Source organism: Niallia sp. Kr1 (assembly GCF_050389805.1).
Taxonomy (GTDB): Bacteria; Bacillota; Bacilli; order Bacillales; family Cytobacillaceae; genus Bacillus_BD.
In genome coordinates, this window is the sequence record NZ_CP130945.1 from 4,822,659 (window position 1) to 4,846,641 (window position 23,983).

Here is a 23,983-nt window from a genome sequence, read left to right on the forward strand (position 1 = left end):
ATTTACACTATATATAATTATATATTCTCGAATTCGAGATATTTGATATAAAAAAATTCATTTTCATTCTTCAATTCAATTGTGTTTATAATAAACAAAACTACGTTTAAGATTACATTCTTGAATTAAAGATATTTGTTAAAAATAATAATTTAATTAGATATTCTTGAATTCGAGGTATTATATCTATAAGCTTTCTTATCTAGCACTTATACAATCCCCCTCTTCCTTTCTATAATAGTTCTAAAATGGTAATAATTATCAAATAGAATAACTTTGTGACCTTATAATAAACCCAATTTTTTTATTCGTCAATAGATATGTGTCTAAGTTGTGAACAAAATTTATTAATTATGTCTATCATTCACTAAAAATACTGTTACACCTAAAGTTTTTATTCGATTGTTATATAACAATATTTTTTAACAAGTGATTCAAAAAGATCATTTAAAATAGCATGATGGTATCTTTTTAAAATAAAAAGAAAACGCCTGTCATAGTCATTGACAAAGCGCATTAATTTCACCATGTTATAAGATATTCGATTTCGAACAAATTTCGAGATTGACTCATTGTCGCCGCTAGCACTAATCCCGGAATCATAATTCATTAACCATACTATCTTTATACAGCTTATTGGCTTTATAGCCAAAGACCAGATATAAAAGGAATAATACAGGGAAAAAATACCATGCGAAACCTCTCATTAGAGCAAATGGAGTTTCAAATAAGAACGAGAACCAAAACGAATACCCATTCATTTCCCACAAGCCGGGCGTTAAATATAAATGTTTTGGATTTACTAAAGCGTTTATGTCTATGATATCCGTTGTGATTAAGGCAATTAATATCGGAAAATACAAGATTGCCAGTTCAATAAACATGTTGGACAGTCTTTTATACCTTCCTGCTTTTGAAATAGTGTCCGAGAAAATGTCATCATGACTCTTATTCATTTTTTTGAAATATTGAGTTCCTGAGCTCTTTGTCCCCGCTACATGCTTCCAGCCGCTGTCTTCGAATAACGTGAGATAATCGATAAAATCTTCCTGCTTCTTAAATTTTCGATAATCAACCTTGATCATCGTTTCTTCCGGTTCGACCGCACGAAATTTATATCCAAAAGAGGTGTTCACTAATTGATAACCCTGTTTCGCCATGTCACTCAACCATTTTTCCTCTTTTTCAAAGTCAATAAAGTACTTGAACTTTCTCATTTTAACCGCCTCCTTATCCGTTTAATAACTCTTCTGTAATGGATATCATATGCTTCATTCGGTCGAAATCTAGTTGTAAAACCTCTTTTCCTTTGTCCGTTATCACATATGTTTTTCTTCTCTTATCTTCACTTTTTACAGATTGGATCAATTGTCCCTTTACTAAATTTTCAATTGCACCATATAGGGTCCCTGCTGCAATCTTCACTTGTTGTCCGCTTAATTCTTCCACCTTTTGCATAATGAGGTACCCATGTGCGGGTTGTAATAAGGCTAAAAGGATATAGTAAGTTGTTTCTGTTAAAGGTAAATCTTTATTTCTATTCATCCTATCCTCCGAAAGTTATTATAAAGTTAAACTATATACAGTTAAACTATATATTTATAATATGCAGTTTAACTGTATATGTCAATGCAGTTATCTAAATTTTAAAAATTAAAGTGTATCTATTTTTATAGCGTGTTACATTCGAAATCGATCAAATAAAGAGAAGAAAGGAAGATCAATCATGAAGGTTAAAGTCGAAACATTACCAGACTATCGTATTGCTTTTATGCGACGAGTAGGTCCGTATGGTTCAGCCAATATTGAAGTCATGGAGAGGCTGAAAAAATGGGCTGAGGAGAGAAATCTACTCCAATCTGCAATTCTACTTGCCATTCCACAAGATAACCCAGAAACCACACTTCCTGATAACTGTAGATTTGATGCTTGCATTGTGATCTCAAATGATTATGGAGAGGATGATTCTGTCTTCGAAGGTAAAATTTCCGGTGGGAAATACCTGATCTTCCAAGTCAAACATACTGCAGAAGATATTCAAAAAGCCTATTCTTACCTCTTTCCATTCCTACAGAGCAATGGATTTCAAATGGATGACAAACCCATTATCGAAAAATACATGGGTGATAGAGTTAGTCATCCTTTTTGTGAAATTTGTGTACCTGTTAAAGGGTAATCGTTTTGAACGTAGATATATAAATAGACCTAGAAGAATAAGTGGTTCAGTTTTTGTAAAGAAGCATATAAAATACCATTGCAAATCTCGTAAATTGATATGTTATTGATTATCTTGTATGAGAAACTGTTATGTTATGTTGTATCAAGAGGACATATATTCCGTTATTACCCAAGAATAATAGTGATTTCTCATTTTATCGGACATCCATTCCGTTATCTATCCGAAAGGCTGTTGTTTTCCCATTATTTTAGCAAATAACGTACTCAGTGTCCGAAAATTCTTCATAACAGCATTATGTATAATAATAACGTACTCAATGTCCATAAAATGTTGAAACGCATGGATTTCACTGCCCATGCGTTTTTTGATTGCTTTTGCTATTACCTTTTTGCTGTGATTTTTATATTTCCCCCACATTATCGAAACTATTTCCTCGTACCATTTTATATTAAGGAAAAGATTTGATAACCCATGTAAAAAGCCATCGCCCAAACAATGATGGCTGACACCTGATTCAATCGTTTCAGGAACGATCCTTGGCTATCAAGTTTTCCAATCCTTCTCCCTATCATGGCTAAGGTAAAAAACCACACCCACGAAACACATATACAAGATATTGTAAATACCCACTTTTCGTAACCCTCATATACAAGCGAAGAAGTTCCAATCACCCCAATGGTATCCATGATCGCATGCGGATTCAGTAACGATACGGAAGCCGCGAACATCACCTGTCGTTTGGCTGACATGGAGGTTCCTCTTTCTTGATTTCCAACGTCATTTGAATTTTTCCACATCACCCACCCCATGTAGGTCAAGAATAAAAATCCTACCATAAAAAGGATCATTTTTATCCATTCAAAACTAAAAACGAGGATAGAAACACCCGCAACAGCCAAATAAATGAGAAGTGTATCACAAACACCCGCAGTCATAATAGCCGGTAATGCACCGGAAAATCTTTTGTGTGTGGCCCCTTGATTAAAGACAAATACATTTTGAACACCTAACGGTAGAATGAGTCCAAAGGCTAAGATGATTCCATGAAATAAAGCTTCTATACCAATCCCTCCTATTTTCATATAGATTAGCAAAAGAAACGATCGTTGTCGCCAACCAATTGGATGGTAATGAACCGTACCAATTGATTATAATAAAGGAAAGGAGGATTGTATGCTTAAAATAGATTGGAAACCAACTAAAAAATCTTCAGTATCTTTACATATTCAAATTTATGACTATTTGAAAAAGAAAATTATGAACGGGGAATGGGTGATTGGAACAAAAGTTCCACCACAAAGAGAATTAGCAAAAGTATTTGAGGTAAATCGGAGCACCATAATCCAGGCAATCGATGAATTGATTGCGGATGGTTTGATAGAGTCAAAAGTTGGGAGTGGTACAAGAGTCGTTAATAATACATGGAATCTTCTTGCTTCCAGCCCGCCTCCTGACTGGATTTCCTATGTTCAAGCGGGCATTCATGAGCCCAATCTATCAATCATTCAAAAAATTAATCAGGCCGAGTCAAACCCTAATATGATTCGGCTAGGAACCGGGGAACTTTCCCCAAACTTATTGCCAAGTGAACAGATGAAAAATCTATTACAGGAGCAACTGGATCAAAACTTTACGCTAAGTTACATTGAGCCTAAAGGCAGTCCATCACTCAGACAAGCCGTTAGTGAATATATAAAATCAAAAGGAATCGAAGCATCACCCCAATCTATTTTAATCGTATCTGGGGGACTTCAGACATTGCAATTAATTTCTATGGGGCTATTAAAACGAGGTTCCACCATTCTTCACGAAAGTCCTTCATACCTTCATTCCGTCCATGTTTTTCAGTCAGCTGGTATGAATTTATTTGGCATTCCAATGGATGACGAAGGGATTCAATGTGATTCCATTGGACGATTAAAAAGACAACATAATGGTGCCTTACTCTATACCATTCCTTCTTTTCATAATCCGACTGGGGGGTTAATGACGGAAAAACGCCGAAAGAAATTGCTTGAGGTTTCTAAAAAGGAATCCCTTCCGATGATTGAGGATGATGTATACGGTGACTTATGGTTTGAAGATCCACCACCGAAACCATTAAAGGCTCATGATACACTTGGAAATGTCCTTTATATCGGAAGTATCTCCAAAACGTTAAGCCCTGGTTTGCGCATAGGATGGATCGTAGGACCAGAGCCAGTCGTGGATCGTTTAGCTGATATCAAAATGCAAACAGACTACGGTTCAAGTTCATTATCTCAATATGTTGTGGAGAAATGGCTTAGCACCGGGATCTATCATGACTATATCGAACAAGTGAGAAAAGAATTAAAAGTTAGAAGAGACTTTACCCTCCATATTTTGAAAAATCATTTTTCAGATTTAGCATCATGGAATATTCCTAAAGGAGGGTTTTACATTTGGCTATGCATTAGGGCGAACATTTCCATTCGTACCTTATTTGAATCAGCCCTTCAAGAAAAGATCTTAATAAATCCTGGAGTTGTGTATGATAGGCATGATCAACAGCATCTTCGTATCTCTTACTCCTACGCCTCATTAGACGAAATCGAAAAAGGGCTACTTTGTTTATCACAACTTATAAGAATACTTGCCAAAAATGAATAGAGAATATATCCCCTTTACCTCGAAAGCTATCTAACAAAAGGAGCAGAGTTATTTTCTGCTTCTTTTTTAAGAATAACTTATTATAAACGCTATGATATATCTCCCACCGTTACCTGATTATTTTTATGTTTATCGTAGCTAATCCATTTTTCTTAATAAAGATACAAGTTTATTGAAACCATTAGAGTTCCAAGACGTCCAATAGCTGATCGGTGCAGTTGTTAACTTTTCCTTTAACAATATCTTCTCTGAATGATCAATGAGTCTTACATTTTCATCTTTAGGGTGATTTAAAAAGTACATTTTTCTCTTTTTTGTAAAGCCTGATAGAACCTTATTCTGAAGCTTAACTGGTTGAGCAATGATATTTAACATATCTAAAATTCCGGAAACCCCTGCTTTGGCATTTGTATTTTGTAATAATGCTACATTTATCTCTTTTACTTCTTGAAAATCTGAAATAGCCTTTTTGATCATCAATCCTGACAATCCAGGGAAAAAGCCTGACATGATTACAGAGCCTACCTCATTTTTTTCTGCAGATTGATTTAGTACAATTACTTTCTCCACAAAGTCATAAAAAGGTGTAACATCTATACATAATATTTTATTTTGAATACATGCTTTTTGAATATATGGAATCCGCTGTTTTACAACAACCACTACAATATCCACGTTCTTTATAACTTGTTTTATATTTTCTTCATCATGAATATTTAAAAATTGAAAATTAACATTTCTATCAAAAGAATTTGCTAACTCGTTTCCTCTTTCAGCCTTATAATCTGTAACGATTAAATTTATTTGATTTTCAAATATCCTTAAAAGTTCAGTGCAAACCAATTTACCAAGTACACCCGATGCCCCAACAACCATCATTTTCTTCATGATTTTTAGCCTTCTTCCATTAAATCTTTTTCGAGTTTTTCACATAATTTAATTGGCTTTTAGTTTTTACTCTTGAACTCTTCTGCGTTAGCTTAATAACATGAACAAAAATAGCGATAATCCTTCTTGATAATCGTTTCCTTTAGTTGATTAAAACTAACGATAAATTCCTATGATAAAGCAATAAATAAACATAATACGAAAGTAAAACCTGACAAGGGTGTCATCGTATATCTTTCTTTCTTACTCCGAGAGAATAGATTTGCTATGGTATTTAAACCCAGGAAAATGGTAATAACCCAGACCAATATGTTTGTAGGTAAAAAATGAAAACCCTTTATGACATTTGTATGTTGAAGAAAAACTAAACCCATAAGTAAGAGAATAATAGAATTTATTGAACTCACCATACGTAACTTTTTTGGTAAAACCTTATAAAATCCACCCAAAGCAAATTCGCCTAATGGATAACCTAGTGAAAGTAACACCTGAAAAGCTGCAATAGATACAAATATGATTGTCACAATGATTGAAGATATATAAACAAAATCGACTTCCATTTCATTCCCTCCTACCTCTAAATAATATTTGCCTCTTCTCCTTTAGTTGAAACAGAAAAATTCAACGAAAATTGCAACTGATCTTGAATTTGTATCATTTTGATTAAGTAAGATACCTCACTACACTACTTTGTATTGAACAACATATGGAAAAAATGCATAAATTATGTATCCTACCTTTTCTCTCTTTCCTTTCAATCACTGCCTTTATTCTAACGAGCAAATCTTAACACCTTGTAAGAACTTTCTTAAGATCTTTTTAAGATCACAGAAATGGACATTCCGATATATCTCCCTTACCAGCGATGAAATACTTCGTGTTCAATTTACAGCATTGAAAAACAAGAAATTCTGTATATTCAAAAGAACTGCACTTGGTAATGGAAATACAATATATCAAATTAATCTATAATATGCTGTCATATCCCCCAGCGGATATCTTCATATATTTATAAGCATGTCTTCTACTACTAAAAAATAGTAATTTTAAATAATCCTGACCAATAACCTTGTTTACATTCATATCCTAGGAAGATTTTGCCCTCGGCTCCTTTGCACACCTTCCTCACGGTCAGTGCACTACTTGTCAGCTATATACTCCCGCCACCACGGTGTATTTGGGACTTTTATCCGTTAGTCCAAATGCCGCCAAACTCACAAAAGACTGGATCTCTATGAGATCCAGTCTTGAATTTAAATAGATTTTTGATTAGAAAAATCAGTTGAATAACGATTAAATACTTATCGTTTACTAGCTATTTGCATTTGCCCTCATTCCTTGTATCTTCAATAGTAACTAACTCACTTTAGGTATCGACTATTTACCATAAGAAAGAAGAATATATACAGGAAGGCAAATTAATTAGAAAATGAGAAGAAGAATATTTCTATACCCCTAACGCTTATTAAGTTAAGAACCACAATATATGTTCATTCATACGTTCATACTAGCCACGCTCCATTACATGGCTCCATGTTGAGGGATTTCTATTTGAAAATGAGTTCCTTCAGATGTACTTTGAACAATGTGAATGTCTCCTAAATGCTCAATGATAATTTTTTTAACAAACGGAAGTCCTAGTCCCATTCCCCTTTCTTTAAAGGAAATGAATGGGTCAAACACACTCTCCCAATTTTCAGGAGGGATTCCTTTTCCCGTATCTTTGAAATGAATCAAAATACTATTATCCTTCATTTCTGTTTCAATTATAATTTCTTTCTTTTCTCGATCTTTTGGCATTGCTTCAGCACTATTTTTAATCAAATTGATAAAAACCTGTTGAAGGTAGATTTTGTTCACATATGCTTTTAATGGCTTATAGTCATTCACAAATTCGATACTTACTTCATGTACTTTTACGATTTCCTTTGAGAAATCAATCGATTCACGAATAATGGATTCAAGGTCCTCTATGTTGAATTCCATTTTAGAGGACTTCATGTATTCTTTATAACTATTTGCTAGTTCTCTTAAATGTTCAGATGCTCGAATGGTCATATCTAAAGCACTTTTTTCATTTTCCGTTAGCGCTTCACTTTTACTCAGTATTTTAGAAAAACCAGCAATGATTTGATTGGTGTTTTTTACTTCATGTATCAAACTTCCAACCAAATTTCCCGTATAATCCAATTTCTTCTGTCTTTCTAATAATTGATAATAATTATTTTGAATCGCTTGATTCACCCGAGTGAATTCCATTAACATAAACGTCGAAATGACAATAACCCCCATGCTACTTGGAAGTAATTCACTTTCTGGTAAAAAGTTAAAAGAACCAATAAGAAAAAGAATGAACGAATATAAAGAAAACTTTTTCAGAAAAACTCCTATATTCCGATTGATGACCTTGAAGGAAATAAAATAAAACAATAGTAAAAACAACATAAAAATAACCATATGTAAGGTCATCACCCAGGATAAAGAACCGTATTCGGGAAAATAAAAATGATGATCGGCATGTTGAGAACCTACCAAAGTTAAGCCTTTTACTCCGAATTCAGTCATATTAAGAATATAAACGAATACACTCCAGCTAATTGAAAGATATAGTCCGATTTGAGAAAAAATCATTCTTAATACCCGATCCAACCAACTCGTGCAAGTGATCGTAGTAGGGTGATTACGAATAATATAGTAAGCAATATAAAAGGCAACGGGTAAAGAAAAGGTTTGGGCAATGCGCGACAACCGGAATAGAAAGAGAACCCATTCTTGATCGAGGTTCGTAAAATAAAGAACTCCAACATTTAATTGCCAAGAAGTAACAATAAAAATATAAAGAAATAATGCTTTATTGCTCTCTGCTCCTTTATAGCTGCTTTTAATATGTAATGCAAACATAATCGGCATGAGACCGATCATAATGATTAAAGTACCCATAATCACGCAAAAATCCCCTTATTTATAATCTATTTCCCCCATGATTATAGCACTGTTTTCTTTCATTTACCTAGAGACAATGCGTTTCTGCTTTATGGATGAGATAAATAGATTTTGATTTCGTTATTAACGAAATCAAAATCTATAAGAAGCCTTTAATGAATGGTTTTTTCAAGAATTGTAACCAATTAGCTATAATTTCATTTGTTCCAATAATCCTTTGCCTCTTTCTCAAGTACCTTTAATCTTTTGTAGTAGTCAGGAAATTCATTAAGATGAGCCAGTGCAATCTTTCCCGTAAGAATAGGATCATCTCCTGTCACATTCGTTTGGCTGGATATTTTTCCATGTTCGAGCTCTGTATTGACTCCCATCCAAAACTCCTCTAAATCAAACTTACTTTTATGAAAATCAACTCCTAACAATAAAGCGATTGCTGCTGCTTCTTCTTTGGAAAAAGATTTAGCCCTAGTTGCAGAACGATTATTTCTATACCTGTTTTGATTCTCAATGGTTGGATATTGATATTGCGTACCATAGTTGTGGCTCAAATACGGATTACGGTAGTAGTACAAAACGCATCTCTCCTATAGAAGTTATTATTAACAATATACGTTCGTTACCTTTTTATGAGCATGTCTTCTATTAGGAGATGAACAAAAGAAAATGACTGGATCGTCTATTGGACCCAGCCTCACATTTTTAATTCAGAACGGGTAATGACTGAATATCGTATCTAAGAAAAGATCGTAAAAGAAATACCCCAACCATAAACGTATCTCGCCCTTAGATGTATGATGCCTTCATAAACTCATTTATCTCTATCATTTCGCTTCAAAATGTCTTGAACCAAATACTCCGCATCCGCTCCAACACCTTGCATGAGTGCGGATTCTCTTGTTTTCACATCTTATTTTGAGATTAACCCAAAACAGTCTCCTCCCCCACCTCTTCAAGGAGGACATTGAAAATACTTATCTTATTGAACGCTTACCATCAGTGATAAATATAACGATAGAACACACAACACACCCATGATAAAAGAAAATAAAGGGGGTGCCTTTTTTACGAATGACAAAAGGATTAAACCTATGAACAATAGCCCAAATACCAATAATATTAAGCTATTGAAACCAAAATGGATAACAACATCCATATCACGGGTTATGACTCCTTGATAGAACAGATCAAACAATTTAGAAGGACCGGTCGCTAACGATATTTCAATCTCGTGCGGTGGTGATTGTTGACCTAAAACAGCCGTTGCAGAAAAAATCAAATAAACGATGATACTCTCAGCTTTCGTCCATGGGATCGGGTTAAAGCTTTTATCGTTCTTTATTTTCTTTCTGATTAAAATACTATTTATAAATGCGTAAGCTAGTAAAGGAATGATAAACAAATGTTTAATGAGCAACGCTTGTCCATAAGGCAGCATCCAAGCTTTTGCATAATCAGTAAAGTCAATCACAAAATTCATTAAGACAAGTCCTGATAGAGCCGTTACTAGAAAACATGCGATGGCTACTGGTGTAAACCATTTTAAAAATGGAAGCCAATTGGAATGACTCTTAGAAAACCAACTAATTGCAAATAAAATTCCTACCCATACGGTTACAGCAACAAAATGGATAGTGTGGGTCAAGAATCCTTTCCATGGGTAGAGTGAACTGGCATGGCTTGCCCAACCTAGGGCTAGGATTAATATAAACGTGAGCCCCATTCCAACTAAAGCGTTTATCCGTTTCTTTCGAACATCAAACCATACGATAAAAATAAATAAAAAATTGGAAATCAGATACGTTAAAATCCATGCCTTTCCCACTTCAAAGGTAAAAAGGACAGATTGAAAGGTTTGTGAAAATCCAATATCTTGATAGAGATATAGAATCAATTGCAAAACTGGGAAAAATGATAGAATGGCAATCCCACCAGTCGCCAGCATTAAAGCGCCTTTTGGTACATGGATATCCGGACGGTAGGGACTTGGTACAAGATATAAGAGAAAACTTCCTACGAGAATAGAAAAACAGAAATACAGCAATGATTCACTGATCGCACCTACAAGTATCATATTTTATTTTTCCCTCCTCATTAGCCATACCAAGCTACCGATAAGAATTAAGAGTAAAACACCTGTAATGGAAGGCATGATATGGGATGGTAAACCATTCCATTGATCAACTTGTTTTGTTTTATTTTCTGTTTCGACAACTTCCTCTTTGTCTTTAACAGGTTCCTCCACTTTATCTTCAGTAGGAGTTTCGGCAACTGATGCATCTACAGTAAATGTAAATTCACCTTCAATTGGATGCCCATCTGCCCCGATTATTTTCCAAGTAACGTTATAAACCCCATTTCCTAAAGGTTGAAGAAGTGTTGCCCCTATTTCATTCCCTTCAATAATCAGATTTCCTAGACCCACTCTTTGTCCGTTCGTATCTGTGACCTCAATCGTGCTTGTCTGTTCAATTTTAGTAGTAAAACGTAATGTCATTTGCTGGATCGTCTCAGTCAATACTTCACCGTCTTCTGGTGAGGATTCTTTCAAAGCAGTATGAGCAAATACTTGATCACACATTAAAGATAATATAATGACAGCAATAACTAGAATTTTTTTTATCACATATACAACTCCTTCATAGAGTAAACTCTTATCCAACCAATAATAGCATCAAACCTTACATCATTTGAAAGATTTTCACCCAATTCAAACAAATTTTATTTTTGGAAAAATATATTCTAAAAATTGACACTCATATTAGAGATTGCTAATATGATAACAACAAAACACATTCATTTTTTCTAATATGTTAGGAGGAGTGTATTTGAAAAATATCGATTTAGATATGAAAGTTAAATTAATTCATGGGTTTTCTAATAAAACAAGAATTCAGATTCTCGAAAGCATAAAAGATAAAGAAAAAACAGTATCTCAAATTGTAGAAGAGATTAATGGAAATCAATCTAATATCTCTCAACACCTTGCTTGTTTAAAAGGTTGCGGGATTATTGTAGGAAGAAATGAAGGAAAATACATCTATTATAGCTTACGAAATCAGCATATTCGTGATCTTTTCACCATGTTTGATACCGTTCTTGAGGATGTTCAAAATGATGTAGCGTGTTGTGAAAACCACATCGTTTAGGAGACGAGGTCCATGGTGATGAGACGGAGGGATCGTACACTGTCCCAAATTCCTAGTATTTCATTTTGTTCATATTAAAAAAACTAGAACAATGAATCTGTCCCTCATTATCATTGCATTAACCCATAAAAAGGAGTTGAAAACATGTCTGAAGCTACTAAATTAGAGAACCAAGAAGCAAAAACATACCGTGTTCAAGGTTTTTCCTGAGCAGGCTGTGCCAAAACATTCGAAAAGAATGTAAAACACCTGGATGGTGTATCAGATGCGCAAGTAAATTTTGGTGCCTCAAAGATTACGATTTATGGTCATACAACCATTGAAGCACTTGAAAAGGCAGGGGCTTTTGAAAACTTAAAAGTACGGGATGAGAAGGAACAAAGGATTGAACACGAACCATTTTGGAAACAAAAGGAAAACTATAAAGTATACATTTCCGCACTATTACTAATGGTTAGTTGGTTTTTAGGTGAGCAATACGAAGAAGGACATATGATTCCAACGATTGGTTATGCATCATCCATTCTGATCGGCGGTTATTCATTATTTATCAAAGGGTTTAAAAATTTAAGCCGTTTTAACTTCGATATGAGTACCCTTATGACCATTGCAATAATAGGAGCAGCATTAATTGGTGAATGGGGAGAAGGGGCAACGGTTGTGATTCTCTTTGCCATAAGCGAAGCATTAGAGCGCTATTCAATGGATAAAGCCCGTAAATCCATCGAGTCTCTAATGGATATAGCGCCAAAAGAAGCTTTAATTAGGCGTAACAATCAAGAGATCATGATTAGTGTCGATGATATCCAAGTAGGAGACATTATGATTGTAAAGCCTGGTCAAAAAATAGCGATGGATGGGATCGTGGTTAAAGGGACTTCGACTTTAAACCAAGCTGCCATAACGGGAGAGTCTGTGCCAGTAACAAAAACCAAAGATGATGAAGTGTTTGCTGGAACCTTAAACGAAGAAGGTCTACTCGAAATTAAAGTAACAAAATTAGTGGAAGATTCTACACTGTCTAAGATTATCCATTTGGTTGAAGAAGCCCAAGCAGAACGTGCTCCTTCCCAGGCTTTTGTTGATAAATTTGCTAAATACTATACGCCAGCAATCGTTATTTTAGCCTTATTGATCGCGGTTCTCCCACCATTATTTGGCGGGGATTGGAGCGTCTGGATTTACCAAGGATTATCTGTATTAGTGGTTGGTTGTCCTTGTGCCTTAGTCATTTCTACTCCTGTTTCTGTTGTAACTGCAATAGGAAACGCTGCAAAAAATGGTGTGTTAATTAAAGGTGGAATTCATTTAGAAGAAGCTGGTTCTTTGAAAGTCATGGCTTTTGACAAAACAGGAACATTAACAAAAGGAATTCCGGCGGTAACAGATGTTATAACCTATGGTGGAAATGAAAATGAATGGTTAACTATAACAGCAGCATTAGAGAAAGGTTCACAACACCCTCTCGCCTCAGCAATCATGAAAAAGGCGGAGGCAACTGGCTTAGATTTTAATACAGTAGCTGTCGAAGAATTCCAATCCATTACAGGTAAAGGAATAAAGGCAAAGATAAATAATGAACAGTATTATGTCGGAAGCCCTAAATGGATTGAGGAAATTCTTCCGAATGGCATTGAGGTACCCATAAAACAACAAATATCAACCCTTCAAACACAAGGGAAAACGGTTATGATACTTGGGACAGCACATTCAATCCTCTGTTTAATCGCTGTTGCTGACCAAATGAGAAAAACATCCAAAGAGGTGATTCAAAAACTTCATCAACTTGGTATAGAAAAAACGGTTATGCTTACGGGAGATAATCAAAGGACTGCCGAGGCGATCGGAAGAGAAGTTGGTGTTTCCGACATTAAAGCAGATTTACTTCCAGAGGACAAATTAAACTTTATTAAAAAACTTCGTGAAAAGTATCATAGTGTAGCCATGGTAGGAGATGGTGTAAATGACGCTCCAGCTCTTGCAGCATCCACTGTTGGCGTTGCAATGGGTGGTGCTGGAACGGACACAGCTCTTGAAACAGCTGATATTGCTTTAATGTCTGATGATTTAAGTAAACTGCCCTTTACGATCAAATTAAGTCGAAGAGCACTAAGAACGATTAAGCAAAATATCACCTTCTCTTTAGCTGTTAAAGCACTTGCTTTGCTTTTGGTTATACCAGGATGGTTAACATTATGGATTGCCATTTTTGCTGATATGGGAGCAACCTTATTAGTAACGCTAAACAGTTTAAGGCTATTACGAGTTAAAGAATAGATTTCAAGAACATTAACTGTTTTTCATTAACCATTTCCTTTTAATGGGTATAGGGTGGGTCAGCGGAACAGGTCCCCTGACCCATCGTTCATACTCAATTTAACTAATAAGCAGAATTAGTTTTACTAAATCTGGATCAAGGGACATGCCCCTTTGTCCCGACCTATAATCCTACTATAGACCTTTTTCTTTAATTTCTTCTAAGACACCGTCCCAGAGTTTCATTCGGGTTTGTAAACATATTTTTCCGATTTCATTTGCCCGATTTAATTTTTCTGGGTCGTTTTCACATAATTCAAGCAAGAGTTGTTCTGCCAGTGGACCATGATGGTCTTCATCTACTTCAATGTGTCGATTTAAATAAAAAACCAATCGATCACTCGATTCACCATTCTCCATTAAAGAATCTAGTAGTGGTTTAAACATGTCAGGAATTAGTCCTTCTCGCCCGTAGAAAAAGGCTGCTGCTACTTCAAAAATTTCCCCATTCAATGCTAAATCCAGATTAAAAGTAACAAATTCACGTATACTATTTCTAATTAACGGATTTTCGGCCAGCGCTGTTTGATAATCCAGTCCATCTTTTATATTTCTTGCAAAAGAATCGAATGGTTCAAAATCAGCGCCACACTGATTCATGGCCTCTACATATAATGAGAAATGACTACTATATCCACCCCTTCCATCAATATCTGATTCTTCTGCAATGACGATTTCATTGATGAGTCGAGAAAATAAAGGTTTTTCATGTGGGAACCACGGAATTTCAACACTGGTTACCGACCTTTGTAACCGCTTTAACAAACTCATGAAATCCCACACAGCAAAAACATGATGCTTCATAAAAACTTTTACTCTTTCAGGAGTTGTGATCTCTTTATAGATAGAGTGGGACAACAGTTCAGTTCTAATAGATTGTAATTGATTTATACTGTTTGATGTCATTTTAATGCTCCCCTTTCCATTTTATTTATTATTAGTACTTATTTCTACTAATCATATATTACCTTCCCACTAAATGTCATTGTTTTTCATATTTCACTATAAGAAGAAATATGCAGATATTTAAAGAGTATAAATTTCCTATTATAATAATAAGTGTAATCAATTATATCCCTACAAAATGTAGGTTCCCAACCAAATTTCCCTCTAACCCTTGCCGCTTTTAGCTCTCCCCCATTTCCTTTTTAAGATTGAGGAAGAATTGAAATCGCTACTGGACAAAGGTTTAAAGGGATATTGTACAAACCAAAAAGGACTGAATCCGTATTGGATCCAGCCCGATTTTGTATTGGTTTTTAGTTAAACAAACGGTTGTTTGATAGTTGAAACCAACTGAATATATATTGTATTGCCCGCTACCTTCCCCTGATTGCTTTAGTTTGGATACGTACGATTAAGCAGTAGGTATCGACTTTTTTAGCATGAGGAAGAGGAAAATAACAGCGACATACGATGTTCACTGCATTATTCAACTGTAACAGACTTAGCCAAGTTTCTTGGTTTATCCACGTCGCAGTCACGGTGTAGTGCAGCATAGTAAGCGAATAGTTGTAATGGTACTACTGAGATAAGGGGTGTTAATAATTCATGCACTTCTGGAATGACAAAACGGTCACCTTCCATCTCTAAGCCCTTCATCGAGATGATTAATGGATTGGCACCACGTGCAACAACCTCTTTCACATTTCCACGAATGCTTAAGTTCACACTTTCTTGTGTCGCTAGCGCAATGATTGGTGTTCCTTCTTCAATTAATGCAATTGTACCGTGCTTTAATTCCCCACCAGCAAAGCCTTCTGCTTGGATATAGGAAATCTCTTTTAATTTTAATGCACCTTCTAGACATACGTAATAGTCAATGCCACGACCGATAAAGAAAGCATTTCTTGTCGTTTGAACGTATTCTGAAGCCATTTGCTCAATTTGTTCTTTTTCATCACAAAGGGTTTCCATTGCATTCGCTGCAATACCTAGTTCACGAATTAAATCTAAGCTTACGTCTTTACCAGTGCTCTTTGCAGTCACTTCAGCAAGAATCGCTAAAACCGCTAATTGCGCTGTATAAGCTTTTGTTGATGCAACCGCAATTTCTGGACCAGCATGTAAGAGTAAAGTATAGTCCGCTTCTCTTGATAAAGTTGATCCTGGGACGTTTGTAATTGTTAATGATTTATGGCCAAGTTTTTTAATTTGAACTAATACCGCACGGCTATCAGCTGTTTCCCCACTTTGAGAGATGAAAATAAATAACGGTTTTGCTGAAAGTAATGGGATGTTATAGCCGAACTCACTTGCGATATGAACTTCAACCGGAACTTCCGCTAATTTCTCAATAAATTGTTTTCCAACAAGACCTGCATGATAAGAAGTACCTGCCGCGATGATATAGATGCGATCTGATTCATTCACAGCATCCACAATTTCAGGATCAATGGTTAGCTCTCCATTGTCATTTTGATATTGTTGAATAATTTTACGAATCACAAGTGGCTGCTCATCGATTTCTTTTAACATAAAGTGTGGGTACGTACCCTTTTCAATATCGCTGGCATCTAATTGTGCTGTATATGGTGCGCGTTCAATCACATCACCTTGAAGGTTCTTGATTGTTACACCTTCTTTTTTCACAAGTACAATTTCTTGGTCCATTAGTTCAACAAATTGGTCTGTTACTTGAAGCATCGCCATGGCATCACTTGCAATTACATTAAAGTCCTCGCCAATTCCAACTAATAGTGGACTTTTATTTTTAGCCACATAAATGACATCTGGATTTTCATTATCAAGCAATCCAATCGCATAAGAACCTTTTAGTACTTTAAGTGTTTGGGAAAATGCTTCCTCAACAGAAAGTCCTTTGTTCACATTCACTTCAATCAATTGAACAACCACTTCTGTATCTGTATCACTTTTCATTGGAATATCCATAAGATATTGCTGTTTAAGAAGTTCATAATTTTCAATTACTCCATTATGAACAAGCGTGAAGCGACCTGATGCACTTTGGTGAGGATGTGCATTTGATTTGCTTGGTACGCCATGTGTTGCCCAACGAGTATGACCAATTCCAGTTGTTGCTGAAAGAGTAACGTCTACGATTTCGCGTAAATCCGCAATTCGACCTTTTTCTTTAAAAACGTGAACATCGTCTTGACCCATAACTGCAATCCCAGCTGAATCATAGCCACGATATTCAAGTTTTTCTAACCCTTTTAATAAAATCTCTTTAGCGTCTTCATTTCCAATATAACCAACAATACCACACATACTTCTTTTCCTCCCTGTAAAGGGGACAAGAAGACATCAAAACCTGTTTCACTCTGGCTAACAATCGTCGTATCGATCGGTCGATAGTTAGACAATTGGTAGGCATCGTAATCCAGTTTTCTGTTTGAGGACAATCTTGTCCCCTTATCTCTTATTTTTATAAAATAGAAGTAAATCTTTCCTTTTGTCCATTAAGTTACCCTAATGATTTAGAGAAAGACTTGCGGTTGTACTTCTCAACCGGGAGGCATCCGCCGAAATTTCGATAAACCTCCTCCTCGTCAACTATATCCATTTACAATAGATCATAGTCCAGGCGCTTTAAATATTACTTTTTCCATTCTTAAAGAATGTTTCCACACAAATGCAGAAACAAGAATATCATACAATAGTTTGAAACCCTCGTCAATGTGAAGTTTCTCACGCATCTTGTTAATAAACCCCATTGAGATAGAGCCTACCGAACGGCTTAACAACAAATGAAACTGCCCATTTTTTTGAAGGGTTTCACTACATACTATATGCATATATGGAGAAAGGTGTTCTTCCTAAAAAATGGAAGGTGCCAGGCACCTTCCATTTTTTAGGAACTAAATACTCAATATCTCTCTTATATCTTCCTCAGTGATTTTGCTGATGGATTGGTCCCCAGGTTCTAATACGGTTTCGATTAGTTCTTTTTTGCTTTGTTGCAATTTGTAGATTTTTTCTTCGATGGTTCCTTGAGTGACGAGACGAATCACTTGTACGACATTCTTTTGTCCGATGCGATGGGCTCGACCTGCGGCTTGTTCTTCGACAGCTGGATTCCACCAGAGATCATATAAAATCACGGTGTCTGCACCCGTTAAGTTTAGCCCTGTATTTCCTGCCTTAAGGGAAATAAGAAAGACATCTCCGCTGCCTCCATTAAACTGTTCAACCATCTCCACTCGCTCTTTTGGTTTCGTTTGACCATCTAAATAGAAAAAGGGCATTCCCGCTTCTTTCAATTTTTCGCGAATAATCGATAGCATGCTCGTGAATTGTGAAAAGATTAGCATCCTCCTGCCATTTTCTGCAGCATTTTCAACAATCTCCATCAACTGCTCCAATTTCCCAGACTCTCCCTGGTAATTTTCTAAAAATAAGGACGGATGACAACAGAGTTGGCGCAATCTTGTTAAACCGGCAAGAATTTTAATATGGCTCTTTTGAAATCCTTCTGTTTGCAAAGATTCTTTCGTTTCGTTTTGAATCTTTTCTAGATAGGCCACATATAACTTCTTCTGCTCTTTTGTGAGATCGGAATAATTGACCGTTTCAATTTTTTCAGGCAGTTCTTGTAATACATCCTTTTTCATTCGTCGCAATAAGAACGGTCGAATCATGAGCGAAATTTTTTCCGGCTCTAGCTGACGAAAAGCCTTTTGGGGTGGAAAAAAATTCGGCATGATGGTTTGAAATATGGACCACAATTCATCCACTGAATTTTCAATGGGTGTCCCACTCAACGCAAACCGAGTTTCGGCTTCAATCTCCCTTACTGCCTTCGCTGTTTTCGTCGCATAATTTTTAATCGTCTGCGCTTCATCCAAAATCATCGTACTAAATGAATGACGTCCATACTCATCAATATCCTGTCTTAATGTTGGATAAGAGGTAATCCAAACATTCGGAGGCTCCTGTGTACTCAGTTTTTCGAGTCTTTCTTGTGGAGTCCCGATCATCACCTCAACTGATAACGTAGGAGCAAATTTTTGGAATTCATTTTTCCAATTATAAACAAGGGATGCGGGCGCTACAATCAGGGCTGGTTTTCCCTTCTCATTTTCACAAAAGTAGGAAAGAATAAAAGCAATACTTTGCAACGTCTTACCAAGACCCATTTCATCCGCTAAGATGCCACCGAGTTTATAAGTATGAAGAGTTTTCAGCCATTGATATCCAACGAATTGGTAATCTCTTAGCTCAGCCTTCAAAGTTGTCGGTACCTCAAAATCCAACTCCTCAGGGTTTTTCATTCGATTTAATAATCGTCGAAATGCTTTTCCGTATTTTATTCTCCCTTTGTGATCCATTGCCTCATTTAATTGAATCCCTCGATAAATCGGAAGCGTGATCGCCTCATCCTTAAGCTGCTGTGGTTTAATATGAAGTTCTTGTATGAGATAGTCAATCGTTTGGAATTCCTCTGATTGTAATGGAACAAACATACCATTTGGGAGACGGTGATATTTCTTTTTTTCCACAACTGATTGCAAAATTTGTTGGATGTCGTCCTGCCCGATCCCCTTCATATCAAAGTCAACTTCTAGCCAGTTGCCTGAAGAATGAACGTCAATATTTGTTTTTGGTTTCTGCTCTTGAGGCAGTAGCATCGATTTAACCGATTGAGTTAAGAAAATATCTGTCCAGTTTTCTAGCTTTGGAAGCGCCACATATAAAAATTCATAAATTCCGTCCTCATCATTAACATAAAGGCCTTTTTCACCACTTCTTAAGGAGGTTGATTTGATCACATCTAGAATGGCCTGTTCGCGTTCAAGCTCCCTGACAATAATCGGTTCGTTTTGGTCCTGTGGTGCTGGTTTGAAGGGATTGATTGAGTGTTGACCATAATGGAACTCTAATTTGACATGAAGTTCTTCCTCTACAAGATCGACAAACAGCTTAGCTTGCAAGGGGAATTTCACGATGCTGCTAGAAACTTGGTCTGTCAAGTCTAATTTAGTCAACTTTGCAATTGCAGGAACCGCTTGCGATATAAAGGTATCCATTTGGTCACTTGCAATTGGGATAATTGCCGTACCTGCACGATCAATTAACCGTTTCATTTCTGATAGCAAAGCTTCTTGTTCAGGCGTTATTTTATAGAAAAAGTTATCCTGGATGACATACCCATAATGATTTAAAAATGTACAATCTAGTAATCCAGCCATATCCAATTGATATTGATCGGTTATATTCCCTTTATCAAGCTCGATCGAGAAAGGAAGCTCCTGCTTGCTTAAAACAATATGATGATAGGTTTCATTTTCATGTTCAAAACGAAACGTACAGTAGTTTATTTTTTCTAAGAACTCATTGATCAGAGTTGGGGGAATAGCAATTACCCTTTCATCCCCTGTGCTTGAATGTGAATAATAGGGGGACTGAAATGCTTGATAAAGTTTTTCACCATGGATGGCTTTTTGTAATAGCTTGATGATTTCTTGATCTTCTTGTTTAAATTCCTGTTCAGTTGGATCATAGGTGTAGATACTTGTAAATGGATAGGACTCATTATTTTGAACTGTGTTTAGAAAATCCTTTACTTTTTTAACGACATACGTTCGCTTCTGTCCCACCTTCATCTCAATCAGCATTTGACCTTTTGTAGCATATTGGGAGGATATTTTTACGATCCACTCCACCATCAGTTTTGACTTCGTTCTTTGATTTTCAACTAATCCTTTATCACCTTTAAGCTTTGTGATCGTTTGGATAAAATCATTCGTCAACTGTTTGATTCGATTAGCTTGTCTTTCTTGATGTTGTCTTTCTAATTCCAACTGTTCTCTGTAAAAAAATCCATCCTGTTCGTTTTTGGAGATGGAACTAACCTTTTTCGATTCATACATTTTAAGCAATACCGCCGCAATATGTTTGCACGGTTCCTCATATTTTTCAAAAGCCGGACAATCACATTCATAAGAAAAACGATAACGATCCTCGAATATTTCAACTTGATAAGGATTTGTCCCTCTTACCTGTGCCGTCCATATTTGCCTTACAGGATCAAAGTGTAAACCCCTTACTCGACCTTGTTCAAAATATTTCTTCCCACGATGATAGACTGCATTCGAAAAATACTCCCTTATATCAGATACATGTAATTCCATGAAAACCTCCATCTATTTCGGGGGTGATCGTGCCCCACCCATTTTCCCGTATATGATTTAAGTTTTGAATCTAGCTCTATTATTATTTGAATCTAAGTATACTTCCGTTATTTTATCATTATGAACAAGGAACCGCTAACTCAGACATGTTATCATGGAGAAATAGGAGGAATTAGCGATGTTTACATTTATTTTTGATTTGGATGATACTTTATATGACCGAACTCAGCCACTGCAAAGTGCCCTTTTAGATTTTCCTCCCGCAGAGAATATCCCTTTTGATGTTTTTCTAAAGGTTTTTACTAAAAATAGTGATATTGCCTTTGATCGGGTGAGAGAAGGAGTTTGGAGTTTAGCAGAATCGCATATTTATAGAATAAAGGAAACACTAGCCCCATTAGGGATTCATATAAACGAAGATCAAGCTCGAGTCTTTCAGCAGACCTATCAGCATCACCAGCAACATATAGAATTATATCCAGCTATGAGTGAACTATTGAATTTCTTGAAGGAGAAGGACATCCAACCCCTGATTATCACTAATGGTCCTGCTCAACACCAACGGACGAAGATAAAAAACTTAGGTTTGGATCGATATTTCACACAAGAACAGGTCATCATCTCAGGAGAAGAAGGCATCGCCAAACCTGATGTGAGGATATTTGAGATCGCTCAAGAAAGATTTCAATTTCAACATAAAGATGCTTGGTATATTGGGGATAGTTTCAACAATGACATTGTTGGAGCATCCCGTGCCGGTTGGAAAACGATTTGGTTAACTAAAGACCAACAGATTGACACCCCACTCTCTCCACCGCCTACAAAAACCGTTTCCTCTCCAATGGAACTGAAGGAATACATATTACGTTTAGTTCAGAGATAATAGGTAGTGTTTCCATTACTTGGAAGGTGCCAGGCACCTGTAAAAATTTGGAATCCATATGAAGGCAAAAAAAAATGAGTATCTGCTTTGGAATCAGATACTCAATAAAATGGGGAATACACTATTATGTTTTCCACTATTCCCCGTTTATATACATGATTTGTAAAAAAACTTGCGCTCTCCTATTAAACGTCTCTCTCATTTTTACTTAAAATACTAGGAATTTCTGCATATCCCTGTCCCTTTTACCCGTTTGCTCCTACAATTCGTTCATTTCCCCCTACAATTCGTTCAATTGCGTATGGTTATCGTGTTTTTCCTTATTCGCGTACTTTTCTTTTTCCCATTATTGTATAGGTACCCGGGAATACAAAGGAATACGTGCACATTCCAGAAGGCGAAATCGGCATGGACTTTCAAGAACTCGCAACTCACTATTCAAAGATGATTCACTCGATTATCCATTCTTTACACATTTATAAAGATCATGATGAATTCTATCAAATTGGCTTAATTGCCCTTTGGAATGCCAGTGAAAATTTTGATGAAACGAAAGCTCAATTTAGCACTTATGCCTATCACTTTATCAAAGGACGAATGCTCACCCACCTGAAAAAAGAGAAGAAACAGGAGGATGCTAGTACAACGATGTCTGAAGAGGATTGGCTGCAATTGGGCTATCATGATTGTTTTCTTGAGAAAGAAACCTTGCTGAGCCACTTCTATCATTTAACTGAAAAAGAAGAACAATGGGTTATGCTACGTTATTATGAAGGACTAAGCAACAAAGAAATAGCGGATCGTCTTGGTTTGAAGGTGACCACCGTTCGTGCCTGTGAACGGCGAGCGATGAGCAAAGTAATGAAAGAAAGACATGCCTTAGTGGCAGAGGAAGGAAAACTTTTATAAAAAAATCAAACTCATGGTGCGTATTGACCCCCTTTCTCTATATAACAATGATGAAAGGAGAGGATGAAAGATGGCATTATTAATGACGAAGGATTCAAAGCTGCGTGTGATTTTTGAAATTGGAACAAGTGAGGAAGGAAAACCGATTTTCAAAACAAAATCGTATGCCAATGTTGTAGAAGGTGCAACTCCTGACCAGCTGTATCAGGCGGCACAGGCGCTTGCTTCCCTATCTAACTACCCGATGAGCAACGTTCAGCAAAGCGAACTACATGAAATTCTATAACTCTATTCAGTTTAGTACCGAAAGCTTACGAAGGACAGAAGCTACCACCTCTATAAACGGTAAGCTGATCTCGTACAATTAACCATTCACCCGTTTCAGAACCCGGTTGAATGAAGTTAAGACTTCAGCGGATGCCCCAGATTTAATCAAGCGAGCTCGATAAAATCTGGGCGCAAATACACCAAGGCGCATTTGATTTTTATATTTTACTAAGAAAGGATGAATAGAATGGCTAAAACCATTGAATTGCATTTTACTAGTAATCTTGGAAAAGTAGTTAAATTATCGGTTGAAAATCCAATCGAACCCATTGATCCCGTTAAAGTGAAACAAGCGATGGACTCTATTGTGGCTGCGAATGTCTTTGGTGGAAAACAAGGAACTTTAGTGAGCCCGAAAGAAGCTCGTCTTGTTGAACATAATGTCACTGAATATGAATTAATCTAACGTGAATGCTTATGAGGCTGCTCTCCCTTTGAGCAGTCTCTTTCTCAAATGAACGGGAGGTGTTGTGATTGGATCAAGTGGTTCCTTTTATCAGTGAGGTCGGGTTTCCAATTGCCGTCACGCTTTATTTGCTTTATCGAATTGAAGCAAAACTAGACGTTGTCGTGCAATCGATTCAAGATTTGCCAAAACGCATAAAGGAATAGCCATATCCCATGATAAGCAATCTATCCAGTAAGCCTACTTACTGGGTATTTTTTT

At 36.3% G+C, this 23,983-nt stretch carries 21 protein-coding genes; 9 read left to right on the forward strand and 12 right to left on the reverse strand.

The window, feature by feature from the left end; translation table 11 throughout:
• Positions 1 to 599: 599 nt before the first annotated feature.
• Positions 600 to 1,217 (reverse strand): DUF2812 domain-containing protein, encoded by a 618-nt coding sequence (locus tag Q5760_RS23815; protein ID WP_428910004.1) that lies wholly within the window; start codon positions 1,215 to 1,217, stop codon positions 600 to 602.
• Between the two features lie 13 nt (positions 1,218 to 1,230).
• Entirely contained in the window at positions 1,231 to 1,545 is a 315-nt protein-coding gene (locus tag Q5760_RS23820; RefSeq protein ID WP_428910005.1) for a PadR family transcriptional regulator, read from the reverse strand.
• A gap of 181 nt (positions 1,546 to 1,726) precedes the next feature.
• Between Q5760_RS23820 and Q5760_RS23825 the strand changes: the two genes are divergently transcribed.
• Entirely contained in the window at positions 1,727 to 2,176 is a 450-nt protein-coding gene (locus Q5760_RS23825; RefSeq protein WP_428910006.1) for an AraC family transcriptional regulator, read from the forward strand.
• Between the two features lie 446 nt (positions 2,177 to 2,622).
• Here Q5760_RS23825 and Q5760_RS23830 read toward each other — a convergent pair whose 3' ends face one another.
• On the reverse strand, positions 2,623 to 3,240 hold the full coding sequence (locus tag Q5760_RS23830; RefSeq protein WP_428912674.1) for a LysE/ArgO family amino acid transporter: 618 nt from the start codon (positions 3,238 to 3,240) through the stop codon (positions 2,623 to 2,625).
• A gap of 112 nt (positions 3,241 to 3,352) precedes the next feature.
• Here Q5760_RS23830 and Q5760_RS23835 point away from each other — a divergent pair, with 112 nt between their 5' ends.
• Positions 3,353 to 4,810 carry a PLP-dependent aminotransferase family protein gene (locus tag Q5760_RS23835; protein ID WP_428910007.1) on the forward strand — a complete coding sequence of 486 codons (1,458 nt, stop codon included), beginning with the start codon at positions 3,353 to 3,355 and terminating at the stop codon, positions 4,808 to 4,810.
• A 138-nt stretch (positions 4,811 to 4,948) separates the two neighbouring features.
• Here the strand turns inward: Q5760_RS23835 and Q5760_RS23840 are convergent, their stop codons facing one another.
• The 6 genes from Q5760_RS23840 to Q5760_RS23865 form a co-directional block, all read right to left on the reverse strand.
• Entirely contained in the window at positions 4,949 to 5,698 is a 750-nt protein-coding gene (locus Q5760_RS23840) for a saccharopine dehydrogenase NADP-binding domain-containing protein (protein WP_428910008.1), read from the reverse strand.
• A 170-nt stretch (positions 5,699 to 5,868) separates the two neighbouring features.
• Positions 5,869 to 6,258 (reverse strand): hypothetical protein, encoded by a 390-nt coding sequence (locus tag Q5760_RS23845; protein WP_428910009.1) that lies wholly within the window; start codon positions 6,256 to 6,258, stop codon positions 5,869 to 5,871.
• 961 nt (positions 6,259 to 7,219) lie between these two features.
• Positions 7,220 to 8,638 carry a sensor histidine kinase gene (locus Q5760_RS23850; protein ID WP_428912675.1) on the reverse strand — a complete coding sequence of 473 codons (1,419 nt, stop codon included), beginning with the start codon at positions 8,636 to 8,638 and terminating at the stop codon, positions 7,220 to 7,222.
• A 200-nt stretch (positions 8,639 to 8,838) separates the two neighbouring features.
• The gene (locus tag Q5760_RS23855) at positions 8,839 to 9,213 is read right to left on the reverse strand and encodes a DUF5661 family protein (RefSeq protein WP_428910010.1); all 375 of its coding nucleotides are present in this window, start codon (positions 9,211 to 9,213) and stop codon (positions 8,839 to 8,841) included.
• Between the two features lie 404 nt (positions 9,214 to 9,617).
• Positions 9,618 to 10,712, reverse strand: a complete 1,095-nt coding sequence (locus Q5760_RS23860; protein WP_428910011.1) for a copper resistance D family protein — start codon at positions 10,710 to 10,712, stop codon at positions 9,618 to 9,620.
• 3 nt (positions 10,713 to 10,715) lie between these two features.
• Positions 10,716 to 11,264 carry a copper resistance CopC family protein gene (locus tag Q5760_RS23865; RefSeq protein WP_428910012.1) on the reverse strand — a complete coding sequence of 183 codons (549 nt, stop codon included), beginning with the start codon at positions 11,262 to 11,264 and terminating at the stop codon, positions 10,716 to 10,718.
• A 202-nt stretch (positions 11,265 to 11,466) separates the two neighbouring features.
• Between Q5760_RS23865 and Q5760_RS23870 the strand changes: the two genes are divergently transcribed.
• Both Q5760_RS23870 and Q5760_RS23875 read left to right on the forward strand, forming a co-directional pair.
• Positions 11,467 to 11,787 carry an ArsR/SmtB family transcription factor gene (locus Q5760_RS23870; RefSeq protein ID WP_428910013.1) on the forward strand — a complete coding sequence of 107 codons (321 nt, stop codon included), beginning with the start codon at positions 11,467 to 11,469 and terminating at the stop codon, positions 11,785 to 11,787.
• Positions 11,788 to 11,931: 144 nt separating this feature from the next.
• Positions 11,932 to 14,064, forward strand: a complete 2,133-nt coding sequence (locus Q5760_RS23875; RefSeq protein ID WP_428910014.1) for a heavy metal translocating P-type ATPase — start codon at positions 11,932 to 11,934, stop codon at positions 14,062 to 14,064.
• Positions 14,065 to 14,238: 174 nt separating this feature from the next.
• Here Q5760_RS23875 and Q5760_RS23880 read toward each other — a convergent pair whose 3' ends face one another.
• The 3 genes from Q5760_RS23880 to Q5760_RS23890 form a co-directional block, all read right to left on the reverse strand.
• A complete protein-coding gene (locus Q5760_RS23880) occupies positions 14,239 to 15,009 on the reverse strand; it encodes a DUF3050 domain-containing protein (protein ID WP_428910015.1) in 771 nt (256 codons plus the stop codon).
• A gap of 522 nt (positions 15,010 to 15,531) precedes the next feature.
• On the reverse strand, positions 15,532 to 17,334 hold the full coding sequence (gene glmS / locus Q5760_RS23885) for a glutamine--fructose-6-phosphate transaminase (isomerizing) (protein ID WP_428910016.1): 1,803 nt from the start codon (positions 17,332 to 17,334) through the stop codon (positions 15,532 to 15,534).
• 590 nt (positions 17,335 to 17,924) lie between these two features.
• Positions 17,925 to 21,197, reverse strand: coding sequence for an SNF2 helicase associated domain-containing protein (locus Q5760_RS23890; RefSeq protein WP_428910017.1), 3,273 nt, complete (start codon positions 21,195 to 21,197; stop codon positions 17,925 to 17,927).
• A gap of 178 nt (positions 21,198 to 21,375) precedes the next feature.
• On the opposite strand from Q5760_RS23890, the gene Q5760_RS23895 reads away from it, so the two are divergent.
• The 5 genes from Q5760_RS23895 to Q5760_RS23915 all read left to right on the forward strand — a co-directional run bounded on the left by Q5760_RS23895 (position 21,376) and on the right by Q5760_RS23915 (position 23,928).
• The gene (locus tag Q5760_RS23895) at positions 21,376 to 22,080 is read left to right on the forward strand and encodes an HAD family hydrolase (RefSeq protein ID WP_428910018.1); all 705 of its coding nucleotides are present in this window, start codon (positions 21,376 to 21,378) and stop codon (positions 22,078 to 22,080) included.
• Between the two features lie 408 nt (positions 22,081 to 22,488).
• Positions 22,489 to 22,989, forward strand: a complete 501-nt coding sequence (locus Q5760_RS23900; RefSeq protein WP_428910019.1) for a sigma-70 family RNA polymerase sigma factor — start codon at positions 22,489 to 22,491, stop codon at positions 22,987 to 22,989.
• 70 nt (positions 22,990 to 23,059) lie between these two features.
• Positions 23,060 to 23,275 (forward strand): DUF1659 domain-containing protein, encoded by a 216-nt coding sequence (locus Q5760_RS23905; RefSeq protein ID WP_428910020.1) that lies wholly within the window; start codon positions 23,060 to 23,062, stop codon positions 23,273 to 23,275.
• A 228-nt stretch (positions 23,276 to 23,503) separates the two neighbouring features.
• Entirely contained in the window at positions 23,504 to 23,722 is a 219-nt protein-coding gene (locus Q5760_RS23910) for a DUF2922 domain-containing protein (protein WP_428910021.1), read from the forward strand.
• Between the two features lie 68 nt (positions 23,723 to 23,790).
• Positions 23,791 to 23,928, forward strand: a complete 138-nt coding sequence (locus tag Q5760_RS23915; RefSeq protein WP_428910022.1) for a YvrJ family protein — start codon at positions 23,791 to 23,793, stop codon at positions 23,926 to 23,928.
• Positions 23,929 to 23,983: the final 55 nt, after the last annotated feature.